Raw genomic sequence first — 20711 nt, 5'->3', positions numbered from 1 at the left:
TTGCATCCCATCGTGACAGCCGTGGCCTGCAGCCCGACGCACGGGTTCAGCAAGCCGGTGGTGCCGGCCATCATGTTGCTGAAGGGGCTGGGCGTGGAAGGCGACGCCCACATGGGCGTTACGGTCAAGCACCGCTCCCGCGTCAAGGCGGATCCCGCCCAGCCCAATCTGCGGCAGGTCCACCTGATCCACGGCGAGCTGCACGACGAGCTGCAGCTTGCCGGTTTCAACGTGGCCGAAGGCACCATGGGCGAGAACATCACCACCCGCGGCATCGACCTGCTGGGCCTGCCGCGCGGGGCGCGCCTGCATATCGGCGCGGATGCGGTGGTCGAGATCACCGGTCTGCGCAATCCCTGCTCCCAGCTCGACAACTACCAGCAGGGCCTGACCGCCGCTGTGCTGGGCCGCCATCCGGACGGCAGCCTGATGCGCCGCGCCGGCATCATGGGCATCGTGATCGAAGGCGGCACGGTGAGCGCCGGCGATCCCATCCTCGTGGCGCTGCCCGACCTGCCGCACCTGCCGCTGGAGCGTGTCTGAACGCTGTCCGCGCAAGGCCGGCCTGTCGCAAAAACATCGCCGATATGCGCAGCCGGGAGGCCGTGCATCTGGTTAAATGACGGGAAAGGCGCGGCCGCGATTTCCGCGGTGCGCTGGCCCTTTTTCCGGAGTTTGCGATGGCACGATTCAATTTCACCCAGGATCCCGAGGAACCCGATCTGTGGGCCGCGGAGAACGTCGCCGCCGGCAAGGGCCGTCCGCCCATCCACGTGATGATCCAGACTGACGGCGAAGAACCCGACAGCAGCGCGTCCAAGGTGGTCAAGGCCATCATCGACGACCTCGACGACCAGATCCTGGCCGCGGCCGAATTCCTGCTGGAAAACTACTCCTACGAGCACTACAAGAAGCTCGGCCTGGACGACAACCAGCTGCTGCAGGAAGAAACCCCCGAAGCCATGGCCCAGCATGCCGTGCTGCGCGCGCTGTGGCTGTTCGACGAAGACGGCGACGGCTATGAACTGTGGTTCACGCTGCCCTGGGATCCGGTGCACACCTACGACGTGGAATTCGAGGACGGCGCGCCCGTCTCGTGCTCGGTCAACGACTAGGGCGTACAGCGCCTAGGGCCGGTCCAGCTCGAACTTCGTCGCCTGGCTCTGGCCCAGCGAATCGTCGTAGCGGTACAGCATCTTCAGGGTCTTGCCCTTGCGGACCGTGTTGGCGGCGGTGTTCTCCAGCACCACGTCGATCTCGCGGCCGACGAATTCGGTGCAGTCGGTATCGGCGCGGGCGCCATCGGGGATGTCCGCGTTCCTGACCTTCAAGCGAAACATCAGTTGCGTCAGTTCCGTACCGTCGGTGCGGTACTGGCGCATCACCACGGGCAGGTTGGCCACGGTGCCGCCCAGCTCGCAGGAAATGCGGGTCCAGGCGTGGGAGGCGGGCGCGGCGGACATCAGGGCCGCGGCTGCCAGGGCGCAGCGCAGGCTAAGGCGTTTCATGGCATGAGGACTGAGCGTGGCGCCCATGCGCGCCGCGCCGGGATGGGAAGCGAAGGGCTTATATGTTGCTCCCCGCCATGGCGCCGGTCAAGCTGGCGCTAGCCATGAAAAAAAACGGGCCATGCGGCCCGTTTTTCATTGCCCGCTGCGTCAGGCGTTCTGGCGTGCGGCCTGGCCCGCGGGGGCTTCCTCGGCCGCGGCGGACTCGGTATCGGCCGTGTCTTCGCGATTGCCTTCCAGCTTGGAGATCACGGCGGTGGCCAGGCTGTTGCCGACCACGTTGGTGGCGGTGCGGCCCATGTCGAAGAACTGGTCGATGCCCATGATCAGCAGCAGGCCCGCTTCCGGCAAATGGAACATCGGCAGGGTCGCGGCCACCACCACGAGCGAGGCGCGCGCCACGCCGGCCATGCCTTTGCTGGTCACCATCAGCACCAGCAGCAGGGTCAGCTGCTGCGTAAAGCTCATCTGGATGTTGTAGGCCTGGGCGATGAACAGTACCGCGAAGGACTGGTACATCATCGAGCCGTCCAGGTTGAAGGAGTAGCCCAGCGGCAGCACGAAGCCCGAGATGCGCTTGGGCACGCCGAAACGCGTCAGCGCCTCGATGGTCTTGGGGTAGGCCGATTCGCTGCTGGCCGTGGAAAACGCCAGCAGCGTGGGCTCTTTGATCAAACCGCCCAGGCGGAAGGTCGACTTGCCGAGGAACAGATAGCCCACGGCGAACAGAATGGCCCACAGCAGCGCCAGGCCCAGATAGAACTCGCCTATCAGCTTGCCGTAGCTCACCAGCACGCCCAGGCCCTCGGTGGTGATGGCGGCGGCCATGGCGGCGAACACGCCCAGGGGCGCAAAGCGCATCACGTAGTCCGTCACCCGGAACATGATCTTGGCCAGCTCGTCGATCAGGTTGTAGATGGTGTTGTGGCCCTTGCCGCGGATGAAGGACAGGGCGGCGCCGAAGAACAGCGAGAACACCAGGATCTGCAGGATCTCGTTGTTGGCCATGGCCTCGGCGATGCTGCGCGGGAATACGTGCGTGATGAAGGCCTTGAGCGTGAAGTCGCCCGTCTTCAGGCCTGAGGTCAGGTTCGCGTCCGGCAGCGCCAGGTTCATGTGCGCGCCGGGCTGGAAGATGTTGACCAGCGCCAGGCCCAGCAGCAGCGACAGGGCCGAGGCGGCGATGAACCAGACCATGGCGCGCATGCCGATGCGGCCCACGGCGCTGGCGTCGCTCATGCTGGCCAGGCCGGTCACCAGGGTGGCGAAGACCAGCGGCGCGATGATCATCTTGATCATGCGCAGGAAGATGTCGGTGACGAGACTGAAGTACGAGGCGATCTGCAAGGCCTCTTTCTCGTTCTGCGCGTAGTTGTGGCAGAAATAGCCCACCACGATGCCCAGCACCATGGCGATGCCGATGTAACGCGTCAGCTTCTTAGTGTTCATGATCAAAACGGAAAACAGGGATCGTTTGCCTGGCCCGGCAGGGCGGGCGCGCCGGCAAGAGGCGGGCAAGAGGATCCGGAGAGGGAATGCCAGGGTAGGCCGAGAGGCCAGGGTTTACCCTTGGGGCGCGATCTTAACGCCGCGCACCTGACACGTAGTTGTCAGATCGGGGACGGATAAGGCGGCTTACCCGGGAGCGGCTTCGGGACCGGCGATGTCGAAGTTGTATCAATTTGGAACTGCTGCGCTATCGCTCGCGCTCATGCCAGAATGGACCGATCCCGGCGTGCGCGGCAGCGGCGCAGGGCAACACGAACAACAGCCCCTGCGCGGGGCCGCACAAGGAGACCAGGCAATGCCGAAACGCGAATTGTCCGTGCTGGCGTCCGGATACACCTATCTGGAGGGGCTGCGCTGGCACGAAAACCGCTTGTGGGCGTCGGACTTCTATACCGAGCAGGTCATCGCCGTGGACCTGGATGGCAAGGTCGAGCAGATCTGCAAGGTGCCGCAGCAGCCGTCCGGGCTGGGCTGGCTGCCGGACGGCCGCCTGCTGATCGCGTCCATGAAGGATCGCAAGCTCTTGCGGCGCGAGACGGAAGGCACGCTGGCCGTGCACGCCGACCTGTCGGCGTCCACCGGAGGCCCGGTCAACGACATGGTGGTGGATGCGCAGGGTCGGGCCTATGTGGGCAATTTCGGTTTCGACCTGATGGCGGGCGAGCCGGTCCGCAATACCGGCATCGTGCGCGTCGATCCCGACGGCTCGGCGCGCCAGGTGGCCGACGGACTGTGCTTTCCCAACGGTTCGTTCATCACGCCGGACGGCAAGACCATGATCGTCAACGAAACCTTCGGCAACCGCATTTCCGAGTTCGACATCCTGGCCGATGGCGGGCTGGGGCCGCGCCGCGACTGGGCCGATTTCGGCCCCTTGCCGGCCAGCGACGACCTGGGCGTGTTGATCGCCGCCTCCGCCATCGGACCGGACGGCGGCGCGCTGGACGCGGAAGGGGCCTTGTGGGTGGCTGACGCCATCGGCAAGCGCATCGTGCGCGTGGCGCGCGGCGGCCAGATCCTGGAGCAGATCGACACCGGCGAATTCGGCATCTTCGCCGCCGCCCTGGGCGGGCCGGACGGCCGGACCCTGTTCATGGCGGCCGCGCCCGACTTCATCGAGGCCAACCGCCGGGCCAGGCACGAAGGCTGCATCCTGATGACCCGGGTGGACGTGCCGCACGCCGGTCGGCCGTAGGCGCTGCGGTTTCTGGCGCGGCGCAAGCCGCCGCGCCATCGGTCCTTCGGGGGAGCCGAAGGCTGGCCTGAGCCTTTCGTGCTCATCTGAATGGACCGGATACGGGCGGTTGCAAGACCTTTCGTCGAATCCCCCGTAAAATCACCCCATTCAGCAAGTCTTCAATCATCTTTCAATAGACAGTACCTAAGGAGGACCACTCATGGCCCTAGTCTCCATGCGCCAGTTGCTCGACCACGCCGCCGAGCACGGCTACGGCATTCCCGCTTTCAACGTCAACAACCTGGAGCAGGTCCAGGCCATCATGGAAGCCGCTGCGGAGACCGACAGCCCGGTGATCATGCAGGCCTCGGCCGGCGCGCGCAAATACGCGGGCGAAGGCTTCCTGAAGTACCTGATCCAGGCCGCCGTGGAAACCTATCCCCACATCCCCGTGGTCATGCACCAGGATCACGGCCAGTCGCCCAAGATCTGCCAAGGCGCCATCGACCTGGGCTTCTCCAGCGTCATGATGGACGGCTCGCTCAAGGAAGACGGCAAGACCATCGCCGACTACGACTACAACGTCGAAGTGACCAAGAAGGTCGTGGATACCGCCCACAAGCTGGGCGTGACGGTCGAAGGCGAACTGGGCTGCCTGGGTTCCCTGGAAACCATGGAAGGCGACAAGGAAGACGGCCACGGCGCCGACGGCAAGCTGACCATGGATCAGCTGCTGACCGACCCGGAACAAGCCGCCGACTTCGTGCGCCGCACGCAGCTGGACGCCCTGGCCATCGCCATCGGCACCAGCCATGGCGCCTACAAGTTCACGCGCAAGCCCACCGGCGACATCCTGTCGATCTCCCGCATCAAGGAAATCCACGCCCGCCTGCCCAACACCCACCTGGTGATGCACGGCAGCTCCAGCGTGCCGCAGGAACTGCTGGCCGAGATCCGCGAATTCGGCGGCAACATGAAGGAAACCTACGGCGTGCCCGTCGAGGAAATCCAGGAAGCCATCAAGTACGGCGTGCGCAAGATCAATATCGACACCGATATCCGTCTGGCCATGACCGGCGCGATCCGCCGCTTCTTCGCTGAAAACCCGGAAAAGTTCGACCCGCGCGAATACCTGAAGCCGGCCCGCGCCGCCGCCAAGGCGATCTGTGTGGCTCGCTACACCGAATTCGGCACCGCCGGCAATGCCAGCAAGATCAAGGCCCTGCCGCTGACCGAAATCGCCGCGCAATACGCGTCGGGCAAGCTGGCTCAAGTGGTGCAGTAAGCATCTGCCGCAGGCGCGTGACGCCAAAAGGCGTCTGGCGCCAAAGCGCAAAAAAGGGCGGTCCACCCAGGCGGACCGCCCTTTTTTTGTCTGCGCCGCCGCTAGGGCGCCGGCGAGTTGCGGGGAAAGTGCGGCACGGTACGGTCCACGTGGTGCCAGGACGGGGCCGACTCGGTCCAGAGGGTGGCGCGGGCGCGGAAGGCTTCCGGATCGTCCAGCGAACCGGCCCGCACGATGTCATAGCCCATGCCCGCCGAATTGCCGAACAGCGGAGTGCCGCAGTCCGCACAGAAGCTGCGCATCACGGTATGGCCGGATTCGCCGCGGTAGCGGTGCTCTTTGGGGCTGCCGCGCAACAGCGTGATGGAGCCGGTCGGGAAGATCAGGGCATGGGCGGGGGCGCCGCCGCTGGAGTACTGGCAGTCCCGGCAATGACAGGTTGCCGCCATGATTGGTTCATCGGTGATGGCGTAGCGGACAGCGCCGCACTGGCAACCGCCGGTCAGGTGTACCTGCGCATCGGCGTGGGCGCTGCGTTTTAGGGAAGCATCCTGCATACGGCTTTGTCTCCGGCTTGGGGTCAGCGCCGTGACGCGAGAGGCGGCCGGCGCGCATCATAGGGGAGGCAAGAGCCTAACCCGGCCGCCGGGCGGCGTCGAGGGGAGGGCCGGCAAAACCTGCCCATTTGCAGTAACCTATGCGCTTCGCAGGACCCGCGCGCCCGCGCCGGCCTTGCCCGCAGTTCCCGGATTCCGTTCTACTTCCCGCCCTGGCGCTTGCCCGAGGCGGGAATCTTCATTATTGCCATAGGCCATTCCCGTGACTTCTGCTTTGCATCAATCCAGCATCAAGTCCTTGCCGCTGCTGGGCCGCGGTAAGGTGCGCGACATGTACGCGGTGGGCGACGACAAGTTGCTGATCGTCGCATCGGATCGCATCTCCGCGTTTGACGTGATTCTTGACGACCCCATCCCCGGCAAGGGACAGGTGCTGACCGAACTGACCGAGTTCTGGCTGCAGAAGCTGGCCCACATCCTGCCGAACCACTCCACCGGCATCAAGCCCGAAGACGTGGTCGCGCCGGACGAAGTCGACCAGGTGCGCGGCCGCGCCGTGGTGGTCAAGCGCTTGAAGCCCATCCTGGTGGAAGCGGTCGCCCGCGGCTACCTGATCGGCTCGGGCTGGAAGGACTACCAGGCCACCGGCGCCGTCTGCGGCATCAAGCTGCCCGCCGGCCTGCAACAGGCAAGCCAGCTGCCCGAACCGATCTTCACGCCCGCCGCCAAGGCCGAGTTCGGGATGCACGACGAGAACGTGGACTTTGCCCACGTGGTCAAGGAAGTCGGCCAGGAAATGGCCGAGCGCATCCGCGACGTGACCCTCAAACTGTATGCCGAAGCCGCCAAGTTCGCGGCCACCAAGGGCATCATCATCGCCGACACCAAGTTCGAATTCGGGCTGGACGACGACGGCACGCTGTATCTGATGGACGAAGTGCTGACGCCGGATTCCTCGCGCTTCTGGCCTGCCGACGGCTACCGCGTGGGCATCAGCCCCCCGTCGTTCGACAAGCAATTCGTGCGTGACTGGCTGGAAACCCAGACCTGGGACAAGACCCCGCCCGCGCCGCGCCTGCCGCAGGACGTGCTGGAAAAGACCGCCGCCAAGTACCGCGAAGCCTTGGACCGCCTGGTCGCCTGAACGCTGCCGGGTAAGGAAAGCCCGCTCCCAAGGCGTCTGGATGAAGAAAATCCGGATCGCACTTCGGTTTTGTGGGGCGGGGTTCTTGAGTCGCCAGCGTCCGGACTGCGGGATTCCGATGCTCGCCCCGGTGGGGCTGCGCTTCGGATCCCTCCGCCCGGCCGCCGGCTCACGGCATCTGCCCCTGAACGGGGTCCAAAACCAACGCATTAGGCGACTGTAGCCGAGGCGGCCCGGAGCCATCCGAAGCGCAGCCCCATTGGGGCGAGCATCGGAATGGCGCAGGGCAGCCTCGGCGGCTAAAGAACTCCGACATCCGCAAGCTCGAGGCCCTGCCGCTTCGGTGTTGTGAGGCGGGGTTCTTGAGTCGCCGGCGTCCGGACTGCGGGATTCCGATGCTCGCCCCGGTGGGGCTGCGCTTCGGATCCCTCCGTCCGGCCCCCGCCTCACGGCATCTACCTATGAACGGGGTCTGAGGCCAACGCATTAGGCGACCGCCAGCCGAGGACCCCGGAGCCATCCGAAGCGCAGCCCCACCGGGGCGAGCATCGGAATGGCGCAGGGCAGCCTCGGCGGCTAAAGAACCCTGACGCCCGCAAGCTCGAAGCCCTACCGCTTCGCCCCCAGCAAGTTGGATTTACGTCCAACTTACCGCGGGCGGTCCAGATGGAGCGGTTTTTTCGACCCGAAAAGCGCTTGCCCTGCAAGTGTTATCAGGGCTTTCGATAGGATTTATTGCGAATTGTGACGTTATAATTCCCGGCTGCTTGCATGGGGACGTTCCCCAGAAAGGAGCTCCCAGCATGGTAATGATGTTGCCTTTCCTGACTGGCCTGATCGCGGTGTGGTTCGGCATGCTAGGCAGGCGCCGCCCCTGCGTGACCTTCTGGCTGCTGACGCTGGCGCTGTTCGCCGCCTGGTGCCAGTACCACATGACCAGCCCTCTGGCCTTGTCGTTCTGAGGGGGGGCAATGATCTTCTCCCGCAATCCCGCGCGCGGCTCGCGCGTCCTCAATGGCCTGGCGCTGCTGGGCGTCACCAGCGCCCTGGGCATGGCCTTCTTCTGGCAGATCGCCTACGACGAGCTGCCTTGTCCGCTGTGCCTGTTGCAGCGCGTGGCGCTGCTGCTTGCGGGCGTGGGCTTCTTGCTGAACATGCGGTTGGGGCCTTCGCCCATGCACTATGCGATGAGCATCGCGGCCGCATTGGGCGGCATGCTGGCCGCCGGCCGGCAAGTGCTGCTGCACATCGCGCCGGGCGATCCGGGCTACGGCTCGCCCTTCCTGGGCCTGCACTTCTACACCTGGGCGTTCATCGCCTTTGCCGCCATCATCGTGTTCTGCGCCGTGATGCTGGCCGTCGACCGCAAATGGGGCGACAACATGCTGCGCAAGCCGGTGTCGGTGCTGGGCGTGCTGGTCATGGCCCTGTTTTTCCTGGTGGCGCTGGCCAATGTGGGCAGCACCACGCTGGAGTGCGGTTTCGGGCCTTGTCCGGACAACCCCGCCAGCTACCAATGGCTGGATTCCGCCTCCGCGACATAGCCCTTGCCGGCGCCGGGTAAAATACCGGGTTTCGCGGCATCCGTCCGCGGTCCTTTGACTTTCCGCGGCCCTGCGCCGCGGTCTCAACTCTACGACACCGGTTATGACAGCCAAGACTTCCGCAGCGGCAGAGGCCACCCCCGTGGTGGGCGTGATTATGGGTTCTTCCAGCGATTGGGAGGTCATGAAGCACGCGGTCACGATGCTGGAGGATTTTGGCGTTCCCCATGAGGCGCGCGTGATCTCCGCGCACCGCATGCCGCAGGACATGGCCGAGTACGGCGCGGCGGCGCATGCCCGCGGCCTGCGCGGCATCATCGCCGGCGCCGGCGGCGCGGCGCACCTGCCGGGCATGATGGCCGCCCTGACCGAAGTGCCGGTGTTCGGCGTGCCGGTGCCCTCCAAGTACCTGCGCGGCGAGGATTCGCTGCTGTCCATCGTGCAAATGCCCAAGGGCGTGCCGGTGGCCACTTTCGCGATCGGCGAAGCCGGCGCGGCCAATGCCGCGCTGCACCTGATCGCTACCCTGGCCGGCACGGACGCGGGCTTGCACAAGAAGCTGGTGGCGTTCCGCGCCCGCCAGACGCAAGCCGCGCGCGACATGAAGGTTCCGCCCGAGGCCTGATCAGAATGACTCAATCGACTGCTTTCATGATTGCTCCCGGCGGCTGGCTGGGATTGCTGGGCGGCGGCCAACTGGGCCGCATGTTCTGCCACGCGGCCCAGAGCCTGGGCTACAAGGTCGCGGTGCTGGATCCGGCCGCCGAATGCCCGGCGGGCATGGTGGCCGACCTGCACATCCAGGCCGCCTATGACGACGAGGCCGGCCTCGAGCGCCTGGCCCAGACCTGTCAGGCCGTCACCACCGAGTTCGAGAACGTGCCCGCGGACAGCCTGCGCACGCTGGCCACGCGCTGCCGCGTCAGCCCGGCCGGAGACGCCGTGGCCATCGTGCAGGACCGCATCGCCGAAAAGACGTTCATTGCCTCGCAAGGCATTGCTGTCGCGCCGCACGCCGCGATCCGCAGCGAAGCCGACCTGCGCGCAGCGCCCCAAGGGGTGTTTCCGGGCATCCTGAAAGTCGCGCGCCTGGGTTACGACGGCAAGGGCCAGGCCCGCATCAACACGCGCGAGGAAGCGCTGGCGGCCTTCGCCGAATTCGGCGGCGTGGCCTGCGTGCTGGAAGCGCTGATGCCGCTGGACTACGAAATTTCCGTGGTGCTGGCGCGCGGCTTCGATGGCGCGAGCGTGGTGTTCCCGGTGGCGCGCAACGTGCACCGCGACGGCATCCTGGCGGTGTCGACCGCGGCGCCGGTGCAGCAGGACGCAGCCCATGCCGAAAGGCAGGCCCGCGCGACGCAGGCCGCGCAAGCCATCGCGCAGGGGTTGGGCTACCACGGCGTGCTGTGCGTGGAATTCTTCGTGCTCAAGGACGGCAGCCTGATCGTCAACGAGATCGCGCCGCGCCCGCACAACAGCGGCCACTACACCATGGATGCCTGCCTCAGCAGCCAGTTCGAGCAGCAGGCGCGCGCCATGGCCGGCCTGCCGCTGGGCGGCTCCGACCTGCTGGCGCCCGCCGTCATGCTGAACATCCTGGGCGACATCTGGTATCCGTCGGCCACCGCCACGGCGCAGCGCGAACCCGATTGGGCCGCCGCGCTGGCCGTGCCAACCGCCAAGCTGCACCTGTACGGCAAGCGCGAAGCGCGCCGTGGCCGCAAGATGGGCCACATCACGATCGTGGCGCCCACCCTGCAGCAGGCTCGCGACGACGCCGCCCGCGTGGCGGCGGCGCTGGGCATGCAGGCTCCCGAGTAAAGCGCGGATTCCATGACTTCCTTGTCCCCGTCAGCGTCCGCCACCGCCGCGGAGATCGCCCACGCCGCCCAGCGCATGCTGGACGGCGAGCTGGCCGCATTTCCCACCGAGACCGTCTACGGCCTGGGCGCGGACGCGGAAAACCCGCAAGCGGTCGCCAAGATCTACGCCGCCAAGGGCCGGCCTTCCAACCATCCTGTCATTGTGCACATCGCGCCGCAAGGCGATCTGTCGTACTGGGCGGCGGAAGTGCCGCAAGAGGCGCGCCTGCTGATCGACGCCTTCTGGCCCGGTCCGCTCACGTTGATTCTCAAGCGCGCGCCGCACATCGTCGACACGGTCAGCGGCGGCCAGGACAGCATCGGCATCCGCTGCCCCTCGCATCCGGTGGCGCAGGCGCTGCTGGCGGCTTTTGCCGCGGGCAAGCCCAACGGGCAGGGCGGCGTCGCGGCGCCATCTGCCAACAAGTTCGGCCAGGTGTCGCCGACGCGCGCCGAGCACGTGCGCAGCGAGTTCCCCGAGGAAGTCGCGGCCGGCATGCCGGTGCTGGAAGGGGGCGCCTCGGAAGTGGGCATCGAGTCCACCATCCTTGACCTGTCGCGCCTGGACCGCGGCGCAGGCCCCGTGCTGCTGCGTCCCGGCCACATCAGCGCCGCGCAGATCGAGGCCGTGCTGGGCGTGCAGGTCTTCGCGCCCGACGCCGCCGCGCCCAGGGCATCGGGCACGCTGAAGGCGCACTACGCGCCGCGCACGGCGCTGGAGCTGGCTTCCGACGCACGCCTGCGGGACGTGGTGCAGGGGCAGGGCCTGCCCGAAGGCAAGGTCGTGGTGGTCGCCTACGGCGATCGCCCCGATGCGCTTGACGGGCGGGTGCAGTGGCAGGGCGTGCCAGCCGATCCGGCGCGTTATGCGCAGGCCCTTTACGGCCTGCTGCGCGACCTGGACAAGCAGGGTTATGCGCGCATCATCGTGCAGGCGCCGCCTGCCACCGATGACTGGCACGCGGTCAACGACCGCATCGGCCGCGCCGCCGCTGCCTTCACGCTGGATACGACGGACCTGTAGGCCTTGCGCTTCAGGCCGCCAGGAACTCCCCGATCCGCTCCACCGCCTGCCGCAACGGCGGCAGGAACTCCTCCGTCAGCCGGTTCAGCGGCACCCGCGCCGCCTTGACACTGACGTTGACCGCGCCGCAGGCCTTGCCGCTGGCCGAGCGCACCGCCACGGAGATGGCGCGCACGTTCAGTTCCAGTTCCTGGTCGACGACGGCGTAGTCCTGCTCGCGGATGCGCGCGAGTTCGGCGCGCAGCTTGTCCTCGGTGACCAGCGTGAATTCCGTGTACGGCTGAAGCTCGGTCGCGGCGAAGTAGCGGGCCAGCGCGGGTTCAGGCAATTGCGCCAGCAGCACCCGGCCGATCGAGGTGCAGTACGCCGGCAGCCTGCTGCCCAGCCCCATCGAGGTCGCCAGCAGGCGGGTCACCTCGGAACGCGCCAGGTACAGCATCTCGTGGCCTTCCATGATGGCCAGCGCGCAGGTCTCGTTGATCGTGGCGCTGAGTTCTTCCAGCACCGGCTGCGCCAGCGACACAAAGGGCGTGGACGAGAAATAGGCGTAGCCCAGGCCCAGGATGCGCGGGGTCAGTACATAGAGCCTGCCGTGCTGTTCGGCGATGCCCAACAGGATCAGCGTGTGCAGGCAGCGCTGTACCACGGCGCGCGGCAAGCCGGCGCGGCGGCTCAGTTCGGCCGCGGTCTGCGGATGGCGGCGGGTGCCGAAGGCGCGGATCACATGCAGCCCGCGCGCCAGCGTCAGCATGTAATCCGGATCGCCGCGCAGCTGGTCGGGATGGTCTTCCGCCGCGAGCGGCGCGGCGTAGCCGGGCGGCGGAAGATTGGGCCGCATCAGGCTGCGCGCAATGGCGCGCCGGTGCGCGCCTGGAGGGCTGAGAGGGTCATGCCGTCGATCATATCCCGAACCAGCAGCCCGTCCGGCGTGACCTCGATGACGGCCAGGTCGGTATAGATGCGGTCCACTACGCCGGCGCCCGTCAGCGGATATGTGCAGCGTTCGACGATCTTGGGCTCGCCGCTTTTGCTGTTGTGTTCCATCATGATGTAGACGCTGCGCGCGCCCACCGCCAGGTCCATCGCGCCGCCCACGGCCGGCGCTTCCCCCGGCTTGGCCAGCGACCAGTTGGCCAGGTCGCCGTTGGCGGCGACCTGCATGCCGCCCATGACGCAGATGTCCAGGTGGCCGCCGCGCATCATCGCGAACGAATCGGCGTGATGGAAATACGCGCCGCCTTCCAGCAGGGTCACGGGCTGCTTGCCGGCGTTGATCAGGTCCAGGTTGATGTCGGCTTCGGCGGGCGGCGGACCCATGCCCAGGATGCCGTTTTCGCTGTGCAGCACGATCTCGCGGCCGGCCGGCAGATGCGCGGCCACCAGCACAGGCATGCCGATGCCCAGGTTGACATAGCTGCCGTCGGGTATGTCCTGGGCCAGGCGGCGCGCCATGGCCTCTCGGGTCAAGGGTTGGAACATGCGGACTCCTTGGGATTCGGCCAGCCCTAGCTGGAAAAGGCGGCGTTGGCCACCTGGGTGACGCGCGTGACGAAGATGCCCGGCGTCACCACGGCCTCTGGCGAGAGTTCGCCCAAGGCGACCTTGGCGCGCACCTGCACGATGGCGGTCCTGGCCGCCATGCACATGACGGGACCGAAGTTGCGCGCGCTCTTGTTGTAGGTGAGGTTGCCCCAGCGATCAGCCAGGTCGGCCTTCACCAGCGCGAAGTCGCCATGCAAGGGATGTTCGAAGACGTGGCCGCGGCCGTTGATCATGCGCGTTTCCTTCCCGCGCGCCAGTTCGGTGCCATAGGCCGTGGGCGTGTAGAACCCGCCCAGGCCGGCGCCGGCCGCCCGCAGGCGTTCGGCGATGGTGCCTTGCGGCACGCATTCCAGTTCGATGCGGCCCTGGCGGTAGAACTCGTCGAAGACCCAGGAGTGCGACGCCTTGGGAAACGAGCAGATCACCTTGCGCACGCGCCCGGCCTTGATCAACGCCGCCAGGCCGGTTTCGTGGTTGCCGGCGTTGTTGCTGACCACGGTGAGCTCGCGCGCGCCCTGCGCGATCAGAGCGTGGATCAGTTCGGTGGGCATGCCGGCGCCGCCGAAGCCGCTGATCAGCACGGTGGCGCCGTCGTGGACGTCCGCAACGGCGGTCTCGGGAGTGTCGTAGAACTTGTCGATCATGCGGGGCTCCTGCGCTTTCAGTCCACGGTGATACGCGCCTGCTTGATGATCCCGGCGTAGCGCGTCGAGTCCGTCTTCATCAGGTCGGCGAATTGCGCGGTGGTGCCGCTGACCGGCAGGAAGCCCGCGTCCAGGAATTTCTGCCTGACGTCGGGCTCCTTGACGATCTCGCTGATCTCGCGCGCCATGCGGTCGATGACCTGCGTGGGCGTGCCGGCCGGCGCCATCAGGCCCGCCCACGAACCGGTGACGAAGCCGGGCAGGCCGGCTTCTTCCATGGTCGGGATCGAGGGCTCGGTCGGCCAGCGCTGCTTGCCGGTGAACGCCAGCGCCTTCAGCCGGTTCTGCTTGACGTACTGCATGGGCACGAGGATCGGATCGAAGACCATGGACACGCGGCCGCCCAGCAGGTCCGCCAGGATGGGGGCGCTGCCTTTGTAGGCCACGTGCGTCATGGTGATCTTGCTTTGCAGCGCGAAGTCCGCGCCGGTCAGGTGCGCGCTGGAACCGTTGCCGCTGGAGGCATAGGTGAGCTTGTCCGGATTCTTGCGGGCATAGTCGACCAGTTCGGCCACCGTCTTCACGGGAATGTCTTCGGCCACGAACAGGAACAGGGGCAGGTCCGCCATCTGCACCACGGGCGTCAGGTCGGCGGGCTTGTAGCCCAGTTTGTATAGATGGAAATTGATGATGTAGGCGGGCAGGATGGAAAGAAAGGTGTAGCCGTCCGGCTCCGCCTTCGCGGCGATGGCGGCCCCCACGCTGCTGTTGGCGCCGGGGCGGTTCTCGATGATGATGGTCTGCTTCAGGCGCGGGCCGAGCTTGTCCATCACGATGCGCGTGACGATATCGGTCGAGCCACCCGGCGTGTACGGCACGATGACTTTGATCGGCTTGCTGGGCCAGTCGTCTGCGGCGTGAACGCCAGCGCCGGCGGCCAGGCCGGCGGCCGCCAGGGCCGTGCCCAGCAGGGATTTGAGGGTGCTGCGGCGGGACTGCAAGTGGCTTGCATGGGTCATGGGTTGGGTCTCCTCCATGAATCGGCCGCTCGCGTAGTCGCGGCCGTTATTTTTTGAGAGATCGCGGCGCCGGCAGCGGCGGGCCCGGGACGCGAAAAAAGTATGGCACCAAGGCAAGCGGCCATCGCGGTCTGGCGGGCGGATAAAGTTCGTTCACCGGACAGGTCTGCAACCTTCAGGAATCGCGCCCCGTCCTCCGGGTTTCCACTAGGCGCCTTCGCGTTGTTCACGCCGTGGACATGGCTTAATCTGGCGGCCGGCCCAGTAAGGCAGGGCTCGGTTTCAACCGCAGTCGGCTTACAAGCCGGCGCGGCATCCATACTCAGGAGAAGTGATCATGAAGCGGTCCATCTTGTTTGCAGCCGGCGCCTTGGCCCTGGCTTGCGCATCCCAGGCGGCGGTGGCGGGACCCACCCTCGATGCCGTGAAGAAAAAAGGATTCGTGCAGTGCGGCCTGACCGACGGCGTATCCGGCTTTTCGGCGACCAACAGCAAGGGCGAATGGGAAGGCATGGACGTGGACATCTGCCGCGCGGTCGCGGCGGCGGTGTTCGGTGATCCGACCAAATTCAAGGGCACGCCGCTGTCCACCCAGCAACGCTTCACGGCGCTGCAATCGGGCGAGGTGGACGTGCTGCTGCGCACCGTCACGCTGACGCAGACCCGCGACACGTCGCTGGGCCTGGCGGCCGTGGCGGCCAGCTTCTACGACGGCCAGGGCATCCTGGTGAGCAAGAAGCTGGGCGTCAAGAGCGCCAAGGAACTTAACGGCGCCACGGTCTGCGTGCAGCCCGGCACCACCACCGAGCTCAACCTGGCCGACTGGTTCCGCACCAACAACATCGAATTCAAGCCGGTGGTGATCGACAAGGTGACCGAGGTCGTGCGCGCCTTCGAATCGGGCCGCTGCGACGCCTTCACCGACGACGCCTCGCAACTGGCCGCGGTGCGCGCCACCCAGGTCGCCAAGCCGGACGACTACGAGATCCTGCCGGAACGCTTCTCCAAGGAGCCGCTGGGTCCCATGGTGCGCCAGGGCGACGAGAACTGGCTGGGCATCGTGCGTTGGACGCTGTTCGCGCTGATGGAGGCCGAGGAATACGGCATCACCCAGAAGAACGTCGACGAAATGTTGAAGAGCAACAACCCCAACATCGCCCGCATCCTGGGCGTGACGCCGGGGGCGGGCAAGAACATGGGGCTGGATGAGAAGTGGGCCTACAACGCCATCAAGGCAGTGGGCAACTACAGCGAAGTGTTCGAGCGCAACGTGGGCAAGGACAGCAAGCTCGGCTTGCAGCGCGGCACCAATGCGTTGTGGAACAAGGGCGGCGCCATGTATCCCTGGCCGATCCGCTAAGATTCGCGCCAGCCAGGACGGCCCGGATTTCCGGGCCGTTTTTTTATGGCATCGCCACGCGATACGTCTGCACCGTATTGCGGTACGCTATGCGCTTTCCACTGGACGGCCCACGCGCCATGACGCAGACCCGAAACGCCGAGGATTCCCCACTGTTCATCGCCGCGCTGGCGCGCGGCGTCTCCGTCCTGCGGGCCTTCAGCGAGGGGCAGCCCGCCATGACCTTGCCGGAGCTGGCCGAAGCGACCGGACTGAGCAAGAGTTCGGTGCAGCGCTTCACCCACACGCTGTGGACGCTGGGCTATCTGCGCAAGGACCCCTTGAGCAAGAAGTTCTCGCTGGGGCCCTGGTCGCTGGAGCTGGGCATGAAGTACGTGCAGACCAGCCCGCTGGTGCTGGGCGGCAATCCTTTCCTGCACACGCTCAACCGCAACAGCCAGGAAACCTGCAGCCTGGCCGAGCCCGACGGTCTGGACATGGTGTACGTGGCGCGCTTTGCCACCCACAAGGAAATGTTCGTGAACATGCCGGTGGGCATGCGCCTGCCGCTGTACTGCACGGCGGCGGGCCGGGCGGTGCTGGCCAGGCTGGATCCCGCGGTCGCGCGCGGTCTCCTGGAACGGTGCGACCGCAAGGCCTACACGGCCGCCACCATCACAAGCATGGACGAGCTCCTGGCCGAGCTGGAGTTTGCCCGCAGGCACGGCTATGCGCGCTCCAACGGCGAGTTCTATCCGGGCGACATCACGGTCAGCGCCGCGGTGCTGGATGCCGGTGGCACGCCGGTAGGCGCGGTCAACGTATCGGTGCCGTCCAGCCGCTGGTCGTTCGAGCAGGCACAGGCTGTGTTCGGTCCGCAAGTGGTGGAAACGGCGCACGCCATCAGCGCGTCGCGCACGCTGGGGCGGTCGCGCCCCTTCTATGAAATGGAGCCGCCGGGCGGCGCCCTGCGCGACGCGATGCCGTTCGCGGGCGACGAGGCCTGATTCCAGGAGGCCCGGGTCCCGGACGCGCCGACCACGCGCGTTCGTTATTCATACTAATTTAGTCGGATATAAAACTGCTGATTAGGGGAAACTCCCTAATTGGCCGGATGCTTGTACGCACGCTACTCTTATTTCGACACGATCATATCGCACAGCGATTTGATTGAATCTAAATAGTGATCCCAGCCTTATCCAGGGCAACGGTCGTCACCCAGGAGCCGAGTTGTGCAGCAGCCAGCCGAAGTCTGTTTTCATCCCGTCGCCGGGTTCATGGGCCTGCCTGCCGTCCGCGCCGCGGGCATGGGCGCGGCGCGCGCCTGCGTGGTCGGCATTCCCTTCGATTGCGGCACGCATCCGTTCCGGGTCGGATCGCGCCAGGGGCCGGACGCGATCCGCGAGCAGTCCAGGCTGCTGCGGCCGGTGGATATCTTCCGGCGCCACGGCATCGACAACCCGCCGGAGTTCCTGCGCGCCATCGACGTGGGCAATGTGGCCTGCCATCCGGGCGATCCGGACGCCTCCTATCCGCTGATCGAGGCCGGCATAGGCGCCATCCTGGATTCGGGCGCCATTCCGATTTCCATGGGAGGTGATGGCGCGGTCACCTTGCCGCAGCTGCGCGCCGTGGCGCGCCGCCATCCGGATTTCGTGGTGCTGCATTTCGATTCGCACACCGACACCTATCCCATCCCCGGCTACAACACCGCCACCACCTTCACGCGTGCCGCCGAAGAAGGGCTGCTGGACGTGGCCTCCAGCTTTCACGTGGGCACGCGCGGCAGTTCCTTCATGCCGGGCGTGTTGGAGTTCGGGCGCGAGGTCGGCTACACGATCCTGCCCTATGACGACTTCGACCAGGACCAGAAGGGCGCGCTGGCCAACATCAAGCAGCGCATCGGCCAGCGGCCCGTGTACCTGTGCTTCGACATGGACATCTTCGATCCTTCCTGCGCGCCGGGCGTGTGCACGCCGGAGTGGGGCGGACTTACGGCCAAGGAAGGGCTGGCGCTGCTGCGCCAGCTCGCGGGCCTGAACTTCGTGGCGTTCGACGTGAACACCGTGTCGCCGCCGCAAGACGTGCAGGGGGCCACGGCCTTCCTGGCAGCCACCGTCATGCAGGAATTCTGCGCGCTGGCGGCGGTAGCGGTGCAGCAGTATCCGCAGGGGCGTCCGGCCTGAGCCGGCAGCGCCACGCCAACCAATTCATCCAAGGGGAAAACGATGAAACTCAAATCCATTCTGCTGGGCCTGGCTGTAGCCGGCCTGCTGGCCCAGGGCGGCGCTCAGGCGCGCACGCTGGACGAGATCCGCGCGGACCAGAGCCTGAACGTCGTCACCACGGCGTCCGCGCCGCCGCACGGCTTCAAGAATCCGAAGTCGAACCAGCTGGAGGGCATCATGGTGGACGTGGCCGCGGCCGTGGCCAAGCACCTGAAGGTGTCGGACAAGCTGTCCGACGTGCCGTTCTCCGGCCTGATTCCCACGCTGACCTCGGGCCGCGCCGACGTGATGTCCGCGCCGCTCTTCATCACCGAGGAACGCGCCCGCGCCATCGACTTCTCGGCGCCGGTCTATGAATGGGGCGAGGGCATCGTGGTCAGCGACAAGGCCGACAAGAAGTACGCCAAGTTCGAAGACATGAAGGGCCAGCGCGTAGGCGTGCTGGTGGACTCGGTGCAGTTCAACATGATCAAGGACATGCCCGGCACCAAGGTTTCGACGTACCAGGACTATTCCACGCTGCTGGCCGACGTGCGCGCCGGCCGCATCGACCTCGGCATCGTGGATCCGCCCAGCATCATCTACCAGATCAAGACCAAGAACATCCCCGGCGTGAAGCTGGACACGGGCTATCAGCCGCAGCGCAAGTGGCAGGTGGGCATGGCGGTGCAGAAGGGCAACGCCGCGTTGCTGGAGGCGGTCAACGGCGCGCTGGCGAAGATGAAACAGAACGGCGAGCTCGCCGCCATCGGGCAGAAGTGGGGCGTGGCCGACCTGATGAGCAAGTGACGCCGCACCGGCACGGATAAGGAGTACGACTTGGATCTCGCGACCCTGCGCATGTACCTGACCCCCCTCGCCGAGGGCACGGTCTGGACCCTGGCGCTGTTTTTCTCTTCGGCATTCCTGGCGGTGGCCCTGGGCCTGGTCGTCTGTCTGTGCCGCCTGTCGCCGTCGCGGCTGCTCAGCCGCGGCGCGCGTTTCTACATCGACGTGATACGCGGCACGCCGCTGCTGCTGCAGCTGTTCTACATCTACTACGGCCTGCCTGAGATGGGCGTGGTCATCAACGGTTTCGTTGCCGGCGTGTTGGGCCTGACGCTGAACTTCGGCGCCTATCTGGCCGAACTCTTCCGCAGCGGCATCCAGTCGGTGGACAGCGGCCAGTACGAGGCTGCGCGCGCGCTGGGCCTGGGCAAGGTGCAGCGGCTGCGCCGCATCGTGCTGCCGCAGGCCTTGCGCACGGTGTTCCCGGCGCTGGGCAACTACGCGCTGGTGCTGATCAAGGAAACCTCGCTGGTGGCCGTCATCAGCGTTTACGAATTGATGCGCGCGGGCGAAATGCTGGCGGGCGCCACCTTCCAGGCGCTGACCGTCTACACCATGGTGGGCGTCATCTACTTCGCCATGTGCAGCGTGCTGTCCTACGTGTTCCGCCGTTCCGAAAAGCGCCTGACCGTGCCGGGCTACTGGAGTGGCGCGGGCGAAAACCATGACATTTCCAAGGCCTGATGCGATGGATGGATTGAACTACGCCGCCCCTATCATCACGATGCAGGGCGTATGCAAATGGTATGGCGACTTCAAGGTGCTGGACGAGCTGGCGCTGGAGGTGTTGCCAGGCGAAAAGCTGATCCTGTGCGGGCCGTCCGGCTCCGGCAAGTCCACCACCATCCGGCTCTTGAACAGGCTCGAGGAACACCAGCAAGGCCGCATCGTCGTCGACGGCATCGAGCTGAACGACGACCTGAAGAACATCGAGCGCATCCGCGCCGAGGTCGGCATGGTGTTCCAGCACTTCAACCTGTTTCCGCACCTGACCGTGCTGGACAATTGCACGCTGGCGCCGATGCTGGTGAAGGGCGTGCCGCGCGAGGAAGCCGAGGCCCGCGCCATGGAATACCTGGAGCGCGTCAAGATTCCGCAGCACGCCTCCAAGTACCCGGGCCAGCTGTCCGGCGGGCAGAAGCAGCGCGTGGCGATTGCGCGGGCGCTGTGCATGCGGCCCAAGATCATGCTGTTCGACGAGCCCACATCCGCGCTGGACCCCGAGATGGTCAAGGAAGTGCTGGACACCATGGTGGCGTTGGCGCGCGACGGCATGACCATGGTGTGCGTGACGCATGAAATGGGTTTCGCGCGCGAGGTCGGCGACCGCGTGGTCTTCATGGACCAGGGCGCCATCGTCGAGGCCGACACGCCGGACAATTTCTTCCGCGCGCCGCGCACCGAACGCGCGCAGGCCTTCCTGGGGCAGATACTGGGTTGATCGGGCCTTTCAAATTCCGTTTGGCGGAACCTGTGGAATGGTTCCATGACGGCGGCCTGA

General features: G+C 66.3%; 23 protein-coding genes. 16 read left to right on the top strand and 7 right to left on the bottom strand.

Features of this window, described 5'->3' with window-relative positions:
* Together IB258_RS25370 and IB258_RS25365 are read left to right on the top strand one after the other, a co-directional pair.
* Positions 1–543, top strand: a complete 543-nt coding sequence (locus IB258_RS25370; protein ID WP_119450665.1) for an MOSC domain-containing protein — start codon at positions 1–3, stop codon at positions 541–543.
* 137 nt (positions 544–680) lie between these two features.
* Positions 681–1115 carry a hypothetical protein gene (locus IB258_RS25365; RefSeq protein ID WP_054451475.1) on the top strand — a complete coding sequence of 145 codons (435 nt, stop codon included), beginning with the start codon at positions 681–683 and terminating at the stop codon, positions 1113–1115.
* 12 nt (positions 1116–1127) lie between these two features.
* On the opposite strand, the gene IB258_RS25360 is transcribed toward IB258_RS25365, so the two are convergent.
* Positions 1128–1508, bottom strand: coding sequence for a hypothetical protein (locus IB258_RS25360; RefSeq protein ID WP_125470418.1), 381 nt, complete (start codon positions 1506–1508; stop codon positions 1128–1130).
* Positions 1509–1658: 150 nt separating this feature from the next.
* Complete coding sequence (locus tag IB258_RS25355) at positions 1659–2957, bottom strand: dicarboxylate/amino acid:cation symporter (RefSeq protein ID WP_119450666.1); 1299 nt, start codon at positions 2955–2957, stop codon at positions 1659–1661.
* Positions 2958–3312: 355 nt separating this feature from the next.
* Here IB258_RS25355 and IB258_RS25350 point away from each other — a divergent pair, with 355 nt between their 5' ends.
* Together IB258_RS25350 and fba are read left to right on the top strand one after the other, a co-directional pair.
* Positions 3313–4212 carry an SMP-30/gluconolactonase/LRE family protein gene (locus IB258_RS25350; protein ID WP_192353357.1) on the top strand — a complete coding sequence of 300 codons (900 nt, stop codon included), beginning with the start codon at positions 3313–3315 and terminating at the stop codon, positions 4210–4212.
* Positions 4213–4414: 202 nt separating this feature from the next.
* A complete protein-coding gene (fba, locus tag IB258_RS25345; protein WP_013395676.1) occupies positions 4415–5479 on the top strand; it encodes a class II fructose-bisphosphate aldolase in 1065 nt (354 codons plus the stop codon).
* A gap of 101 nt (positions 5480–5580) precedes the next feature.
* Here fba and IB258_RS25340 read toward each other — a convergent pair whose 3' ends face one another.
* A complete protein-coding gene (locus IB258_RS25340) occupies positions 5581–6036 on the bottom strand; it encodes a GFA family protein (protein WP_054451472.1) in 456 nt (151 codons plus the stop codon).
* A gap of 262 nt (positions 6037–6298) precedes the next feature.
* On the opposite strand from IB258_RS25340, the gene IB258_RS25335 reads away from it, so the two are divergent.
* The 6 genes from IB258_RS25335 (at position 6299) to IB258_RS25310 (ending at position 11610) form a co-directional block, all read left to right on the top strand.
* Complete coding sequence (locus IB258_RS25335) at positions 6299–7180, top strand: phosphoribosylaminoimidazolesuccinocarboxamide synthase (protein ID WP_049075485.1); 882 nt, start codon at positions 6299–6301, stop codon at positions 7178–7180.
* 803 nt (positions 7181–7983) lie between these two features.
* On the top strand, positions 7984–8142 hold the full coding sequence (locus IB258_RS25330; protein WP_013395673.1) for a DUF5993 family protein: 159 nt from the start codon (positions 7984–7986) through the stop codon (positions 8140–8142).
* 9 nt (positions 8143–8151) lie between these two features.
* On the top strand, positions 8152–8724 hold the full coding sequence (locus tag IB258_RS25325; protein WP_119450582.1) for a disulfide bond formation protein B: 573 nt from the start codon (positions 8152–8154) through the stop codon (positions 8722–8724).
* Positions 8725–8827: 103 nt separating this feature from the next.
* Positions 8828–9349, top strand: a complete 522-nt coding sequence (gene purE, locus IB258_RS25320; protein WP_054451468.1) for a 5-(carboxyamino)imidazole ribonucleotide mutase — start codon at positions 8828–8830, stop codon at positions 9347–9349.
* 5 nt (positions 9350–9354) lie between these two features.
* Complete coding sequence (locus IB258_RS25315; RefSeq protein ID WP_192353356.1) at positions 9355–10545, top strand: 5-(carboxyamino)imidazole ribonucleotide synthase; 1191 nt, start codon at positions 9355–9357, stop codon at positions 10543–10545.
* A 12-nt stretch (positions 10546–10557) separates the two neighbouring features.
* On the top strand, positions 10558–11610 hold the full coding sequence (locus tag IB258_RS25310) for an L-threonylcarbamoyladenylate synthase (RefSeq protein WP_054451464.1): 1053 nt from the start codon (positions 10558–10560) through the stop codon (positions 11608–11610).
* A 10-nt stretch (positions 11611–11620) separates the two neighbouring features.
* Here IB258_RS25310 and IB258_RS25305 read toward each other — a convergent pair whose 3' ends face one another.
* From IB258_RS25305 to IB258_RS25290, 4 genes are read right to left on the bottom strand one after another with little or no spacing between them, the layout of a single operon-like run.
* On the bottom strand, positions 11621–12448 hold the full coding sequence (locus IB258_RS25305) for an IclR family transcriptional regulator C-terminal domain-containing protein (protein ID WP_054451462.1): 828 nt from the start codon (positions 12446–12448) through the stop codon (positions 11621–11623).
* Complete coding sequence (locus IB258_RS25300; RefSeq protein WP_119450584.1) at positions 12448–13089, bottom strand: 3-oxoacid CoA-transferase subunit B; 642 nt, start codon at positions 13087–13089, stop codon at positions 12448–12450. The genes IB258_RS25305 and IB258_RS25300 overlap by 1 nt, the downstream gene beginning before the upstream one ends.
* Positions 13090–13115: 26 nt before the next feature.
* On the bottom strand, positions 13116–13796 hold the full coding sequence (locus IB258_RS25295; protein ID WP_054451457.1) for a 3-oxoacid CoA-transferase subunit A: 681 nt from the start codon (positions 13794–13796) through the stop codon (positions 13116–13118).
* Positions 13797–13813: 17 nt separating this feature from the next.
* Positions 13814–14815: a tripartite tricarboxylate transporter substrate binding protein gene (locus IB258_RS25290; protein ID WP_192353355.1), complete on the bottom strand. Its 1002-nt coding sequence runs from the start codon at positions 14813–14815 to the stop codon at positions 13814–13816.
* A gap of 337 nt (positions 14816–15152) precedes the next feature.
* Between IB258_RS25290 and IB258_RS25285 the strand changes: the two genes are divergently transcribed.
* The 6 genes from IB258_RS25285 (at position 15153) to IB258_RS25260 (ending at position 20651) form a co-directional block, all read left to right on the top strand.
* Complete coding sequence (locus tag IB258_RS25285) at positions 15153–16175, top strand: amino acid ABC transporter substrate-binding protein (protein WP_054451454.1); 1023 nt, start codon at positions 15153–15155, stop codon at positions 16173–16175.
* A gap of 119 nt (positions 16176–16294) precedes the next feature.
* A complete protein-coding gene (locus tag IB258_RS25280; protein WP_119450585.1) occupies positions 16295–17161 on the top strand; it encodes an IclR family transcriptional regulator in 867 nt (288 codons plus the stop codon).
* A 270-nt stretch (positions 17162–17431) separates the two neighbouring features.
* Positions 17432–18340 (top strand): arginase family protein, encoded by a 909-nt coding sequence (locus IB258_RS25275; RefSeq protein ID WP_175181939.1) that lies wholly within the window; start codon positions 17432–17434, stop codon positions 18338–18340.
* A gap of 42 nt (positions 18341–18382) precedes the next feature.
* Complete coding sequence (locus IB258_RS25270; RefSeq protein WP_192353354.1) at positions 18383–19171, top strand: ABC transporter substrate-binding protein; 789 nt, start codon at positions 18383–18385, stop codon at positions 19169–19171.
* A 30-nt stretch (positions 19172–19201) separates the two neighbouring features.
* Entirely contained in the window at positions 19202–19894 is a 693-nt protein-coding gene (locus IB258_RS25265) for an amino acid ABC transporter permease (protein ID WP_054451450.1), read from the top strand.
* Positions 19895–19898: 4 nt separating this feature from the next.
* Entirely contained in the window at positions 19899–20651 is a 753-nt protein-coding gene (locus tag IB258_RS25260) for an amino acid ABC transporter ATP-binding protein (RefSeq protein WP_054451448.1), read from the top strand.
* The last annotated feature ends 60 nt before the right edge of the window (positions 20652–20711 follow it).

Origin of the sequence: Achromobacter sp. ACM02 (assembly GCF_014851605.1) — a bacterium.
In the GTDB taxonomy this organism is placed as follows: Bacteria; Pseudomonadota; Gammaproteobacteria; order Burkholderiales; family Burkholderiaceae_B; genus Achromobacter; species Achromobacter aegrifaciens.
This window is presented reverse-complemented; position numbering and strand designations above follow the sequence as displayed.

What these genes read in the sequence shown, in the direction of transcription:
- IB258_RS25365 (WP_054451475.1), top strand. Translation starts at nt 681, where the DNA reads ATGGCACGATTCAATTTCACCCAGGATCCCGAGGAACCCGATCTGTGG.
- IB258_RS25360 (WP_125470418.1), bottom strand. Translation starts at nt 1,508, where the DNA reads ATGAAACGCCTTAGCCTGCGCTGCGCCCTGGCAGCCGCGGCCCTGATG.
- IB258_RS25355 (WP_119450666.1), bottom strand. Translation starts at nt 2,957, where the DNA reads ATGAACACTAAGAAGCTGACGCGTTACATCGGCATCGCCATGGTGCTG.
- IB258_RS25350 (WP_192353357.1), top strand. Translation starts at nt 3,313, where the DNA reads ATGCCGAAACGCGAATTGTCCGTGCTGGCGTCCGGATACACCTATCTG.
- fba (WP_013395676.1), top strand. Translation starts at nt 4,415, where the DNA reads ATGGCCCTAGTCTCCATGCGCCAGTTGCTCGACCACGCCGCCGAGCAC.
- IB258_RS25340 (WP_054451472.1), bottom strand. Translation starts at nt 6,036, where the DNA reads ATGCAGGATGCTTCCCTAAAACGCAGCGCCCACGCCGATGCGCAGGTA.
- IB258_RS25330 (WP_013395673.1), top strand. Translation starts at nt 7,984, where the DNA reads ATGGTAATGATGTTGCCTTTCCTGACTGGCCTGATCGCGGTGTGGTTC.
- IB258_RS25325 (WP_119450582.1), top strand. Translation starts at nt 8,152, where the DNA reads ATGATCTTCTCCCGCAATCCCGCGCGCGGCTCGCGCGTCCTCAATGGC.
- purE (WP_054451468.1), top strand. Translation starts at nt 8,828, where the DNA reads ATGACAGCCAAGACTTCCGCAGCGGCAGAGGCCACCCCCGTGGTGGGC.
- IB258_RS25315 (WP_192353356.1), top strand. Translation starts at nt 9,355, where the DNA reads ATGACTCAATCGACTGCTTTCATGATTGCTCCCGGCGGCTGGCTGGGA.
- IB258_RS25310 (WP_054451464.1), top strand. Translation starts at nt 10,558, where the DNA reads ATGACTTCCTTGTCCCCGTCAGCGTCCGCCACCGCCGCGGAGATCGCC.
- IB258_RS25305 (WP_054451462.1), bottom strand. Translation starts at nt 12,448, where the DNA reads ATGCGGCCCAATCTTCCGCCGCCCGGCTACGCCGCGCCGCTCGCGGCG.
- IB258_RS25300 (WP_119450584.1), bottom strand. Translation starts at nt 13,089, where the DNA reads ATGTTCCAACCCTTGACCCGAGAGGCCATGGCGCGCCGCCTGGCCCAG.
- IB258_RS25295 (WP_054451457.1), bottom strand. Translation starts at nt 13,796, where the DNA reads ATGATCGACAAGTTCTACGACACTCCCGAGACCGCCGTTGCGGACGTC.
- IB258_RS25290 (WP_192353355.1), bottom strand. Translation starts at nt 14,815, where the DNA reads ATGACCCATGCAAGCCACTTGCAGTCCCGCCGCAGCACCCTCAAATCC.
- IB258_RS25285 (WP_054451454.1), top strand. Translation starts at nt 15,153, where the DNA reads ATGAAGCGGTCCATCTTGTTTGCAGCCGGCGCCTTGGCCCTGGCTTGC.
- IB258_RS25280 (WP_119450585.1), top strand. Translation starts at nt 16,295, where the DNA reads ATGACGCAGACCCGAAACGCCGAGGATTCCCCACTGTTCATCGCCGCG.
- IB258_RS25275 (WP_175181939.1), top strand. Translation starts at nt 17,432, where the DNA reads ATGGGCCTGCCTGCCGTCCGCGCCGCGGGCATGGGCGCGGCGCGCGCC.
- IB258_RS25270 (WP_192353354.1), top strand. Translation starts at nt 18,383, where the DNA reads ATGAAACTCAAATCCATTCTGCTGGGCCTGGCTGTAGCCGGCCTGCTG.
- IB258_RS25260 (WP_054451448.1), top strand. Translation starts at nt 19,899, where the DNA reads ATGGATGGATTGAACTACGCCGCCCCTATCATCACGATGCAGGGCGTA.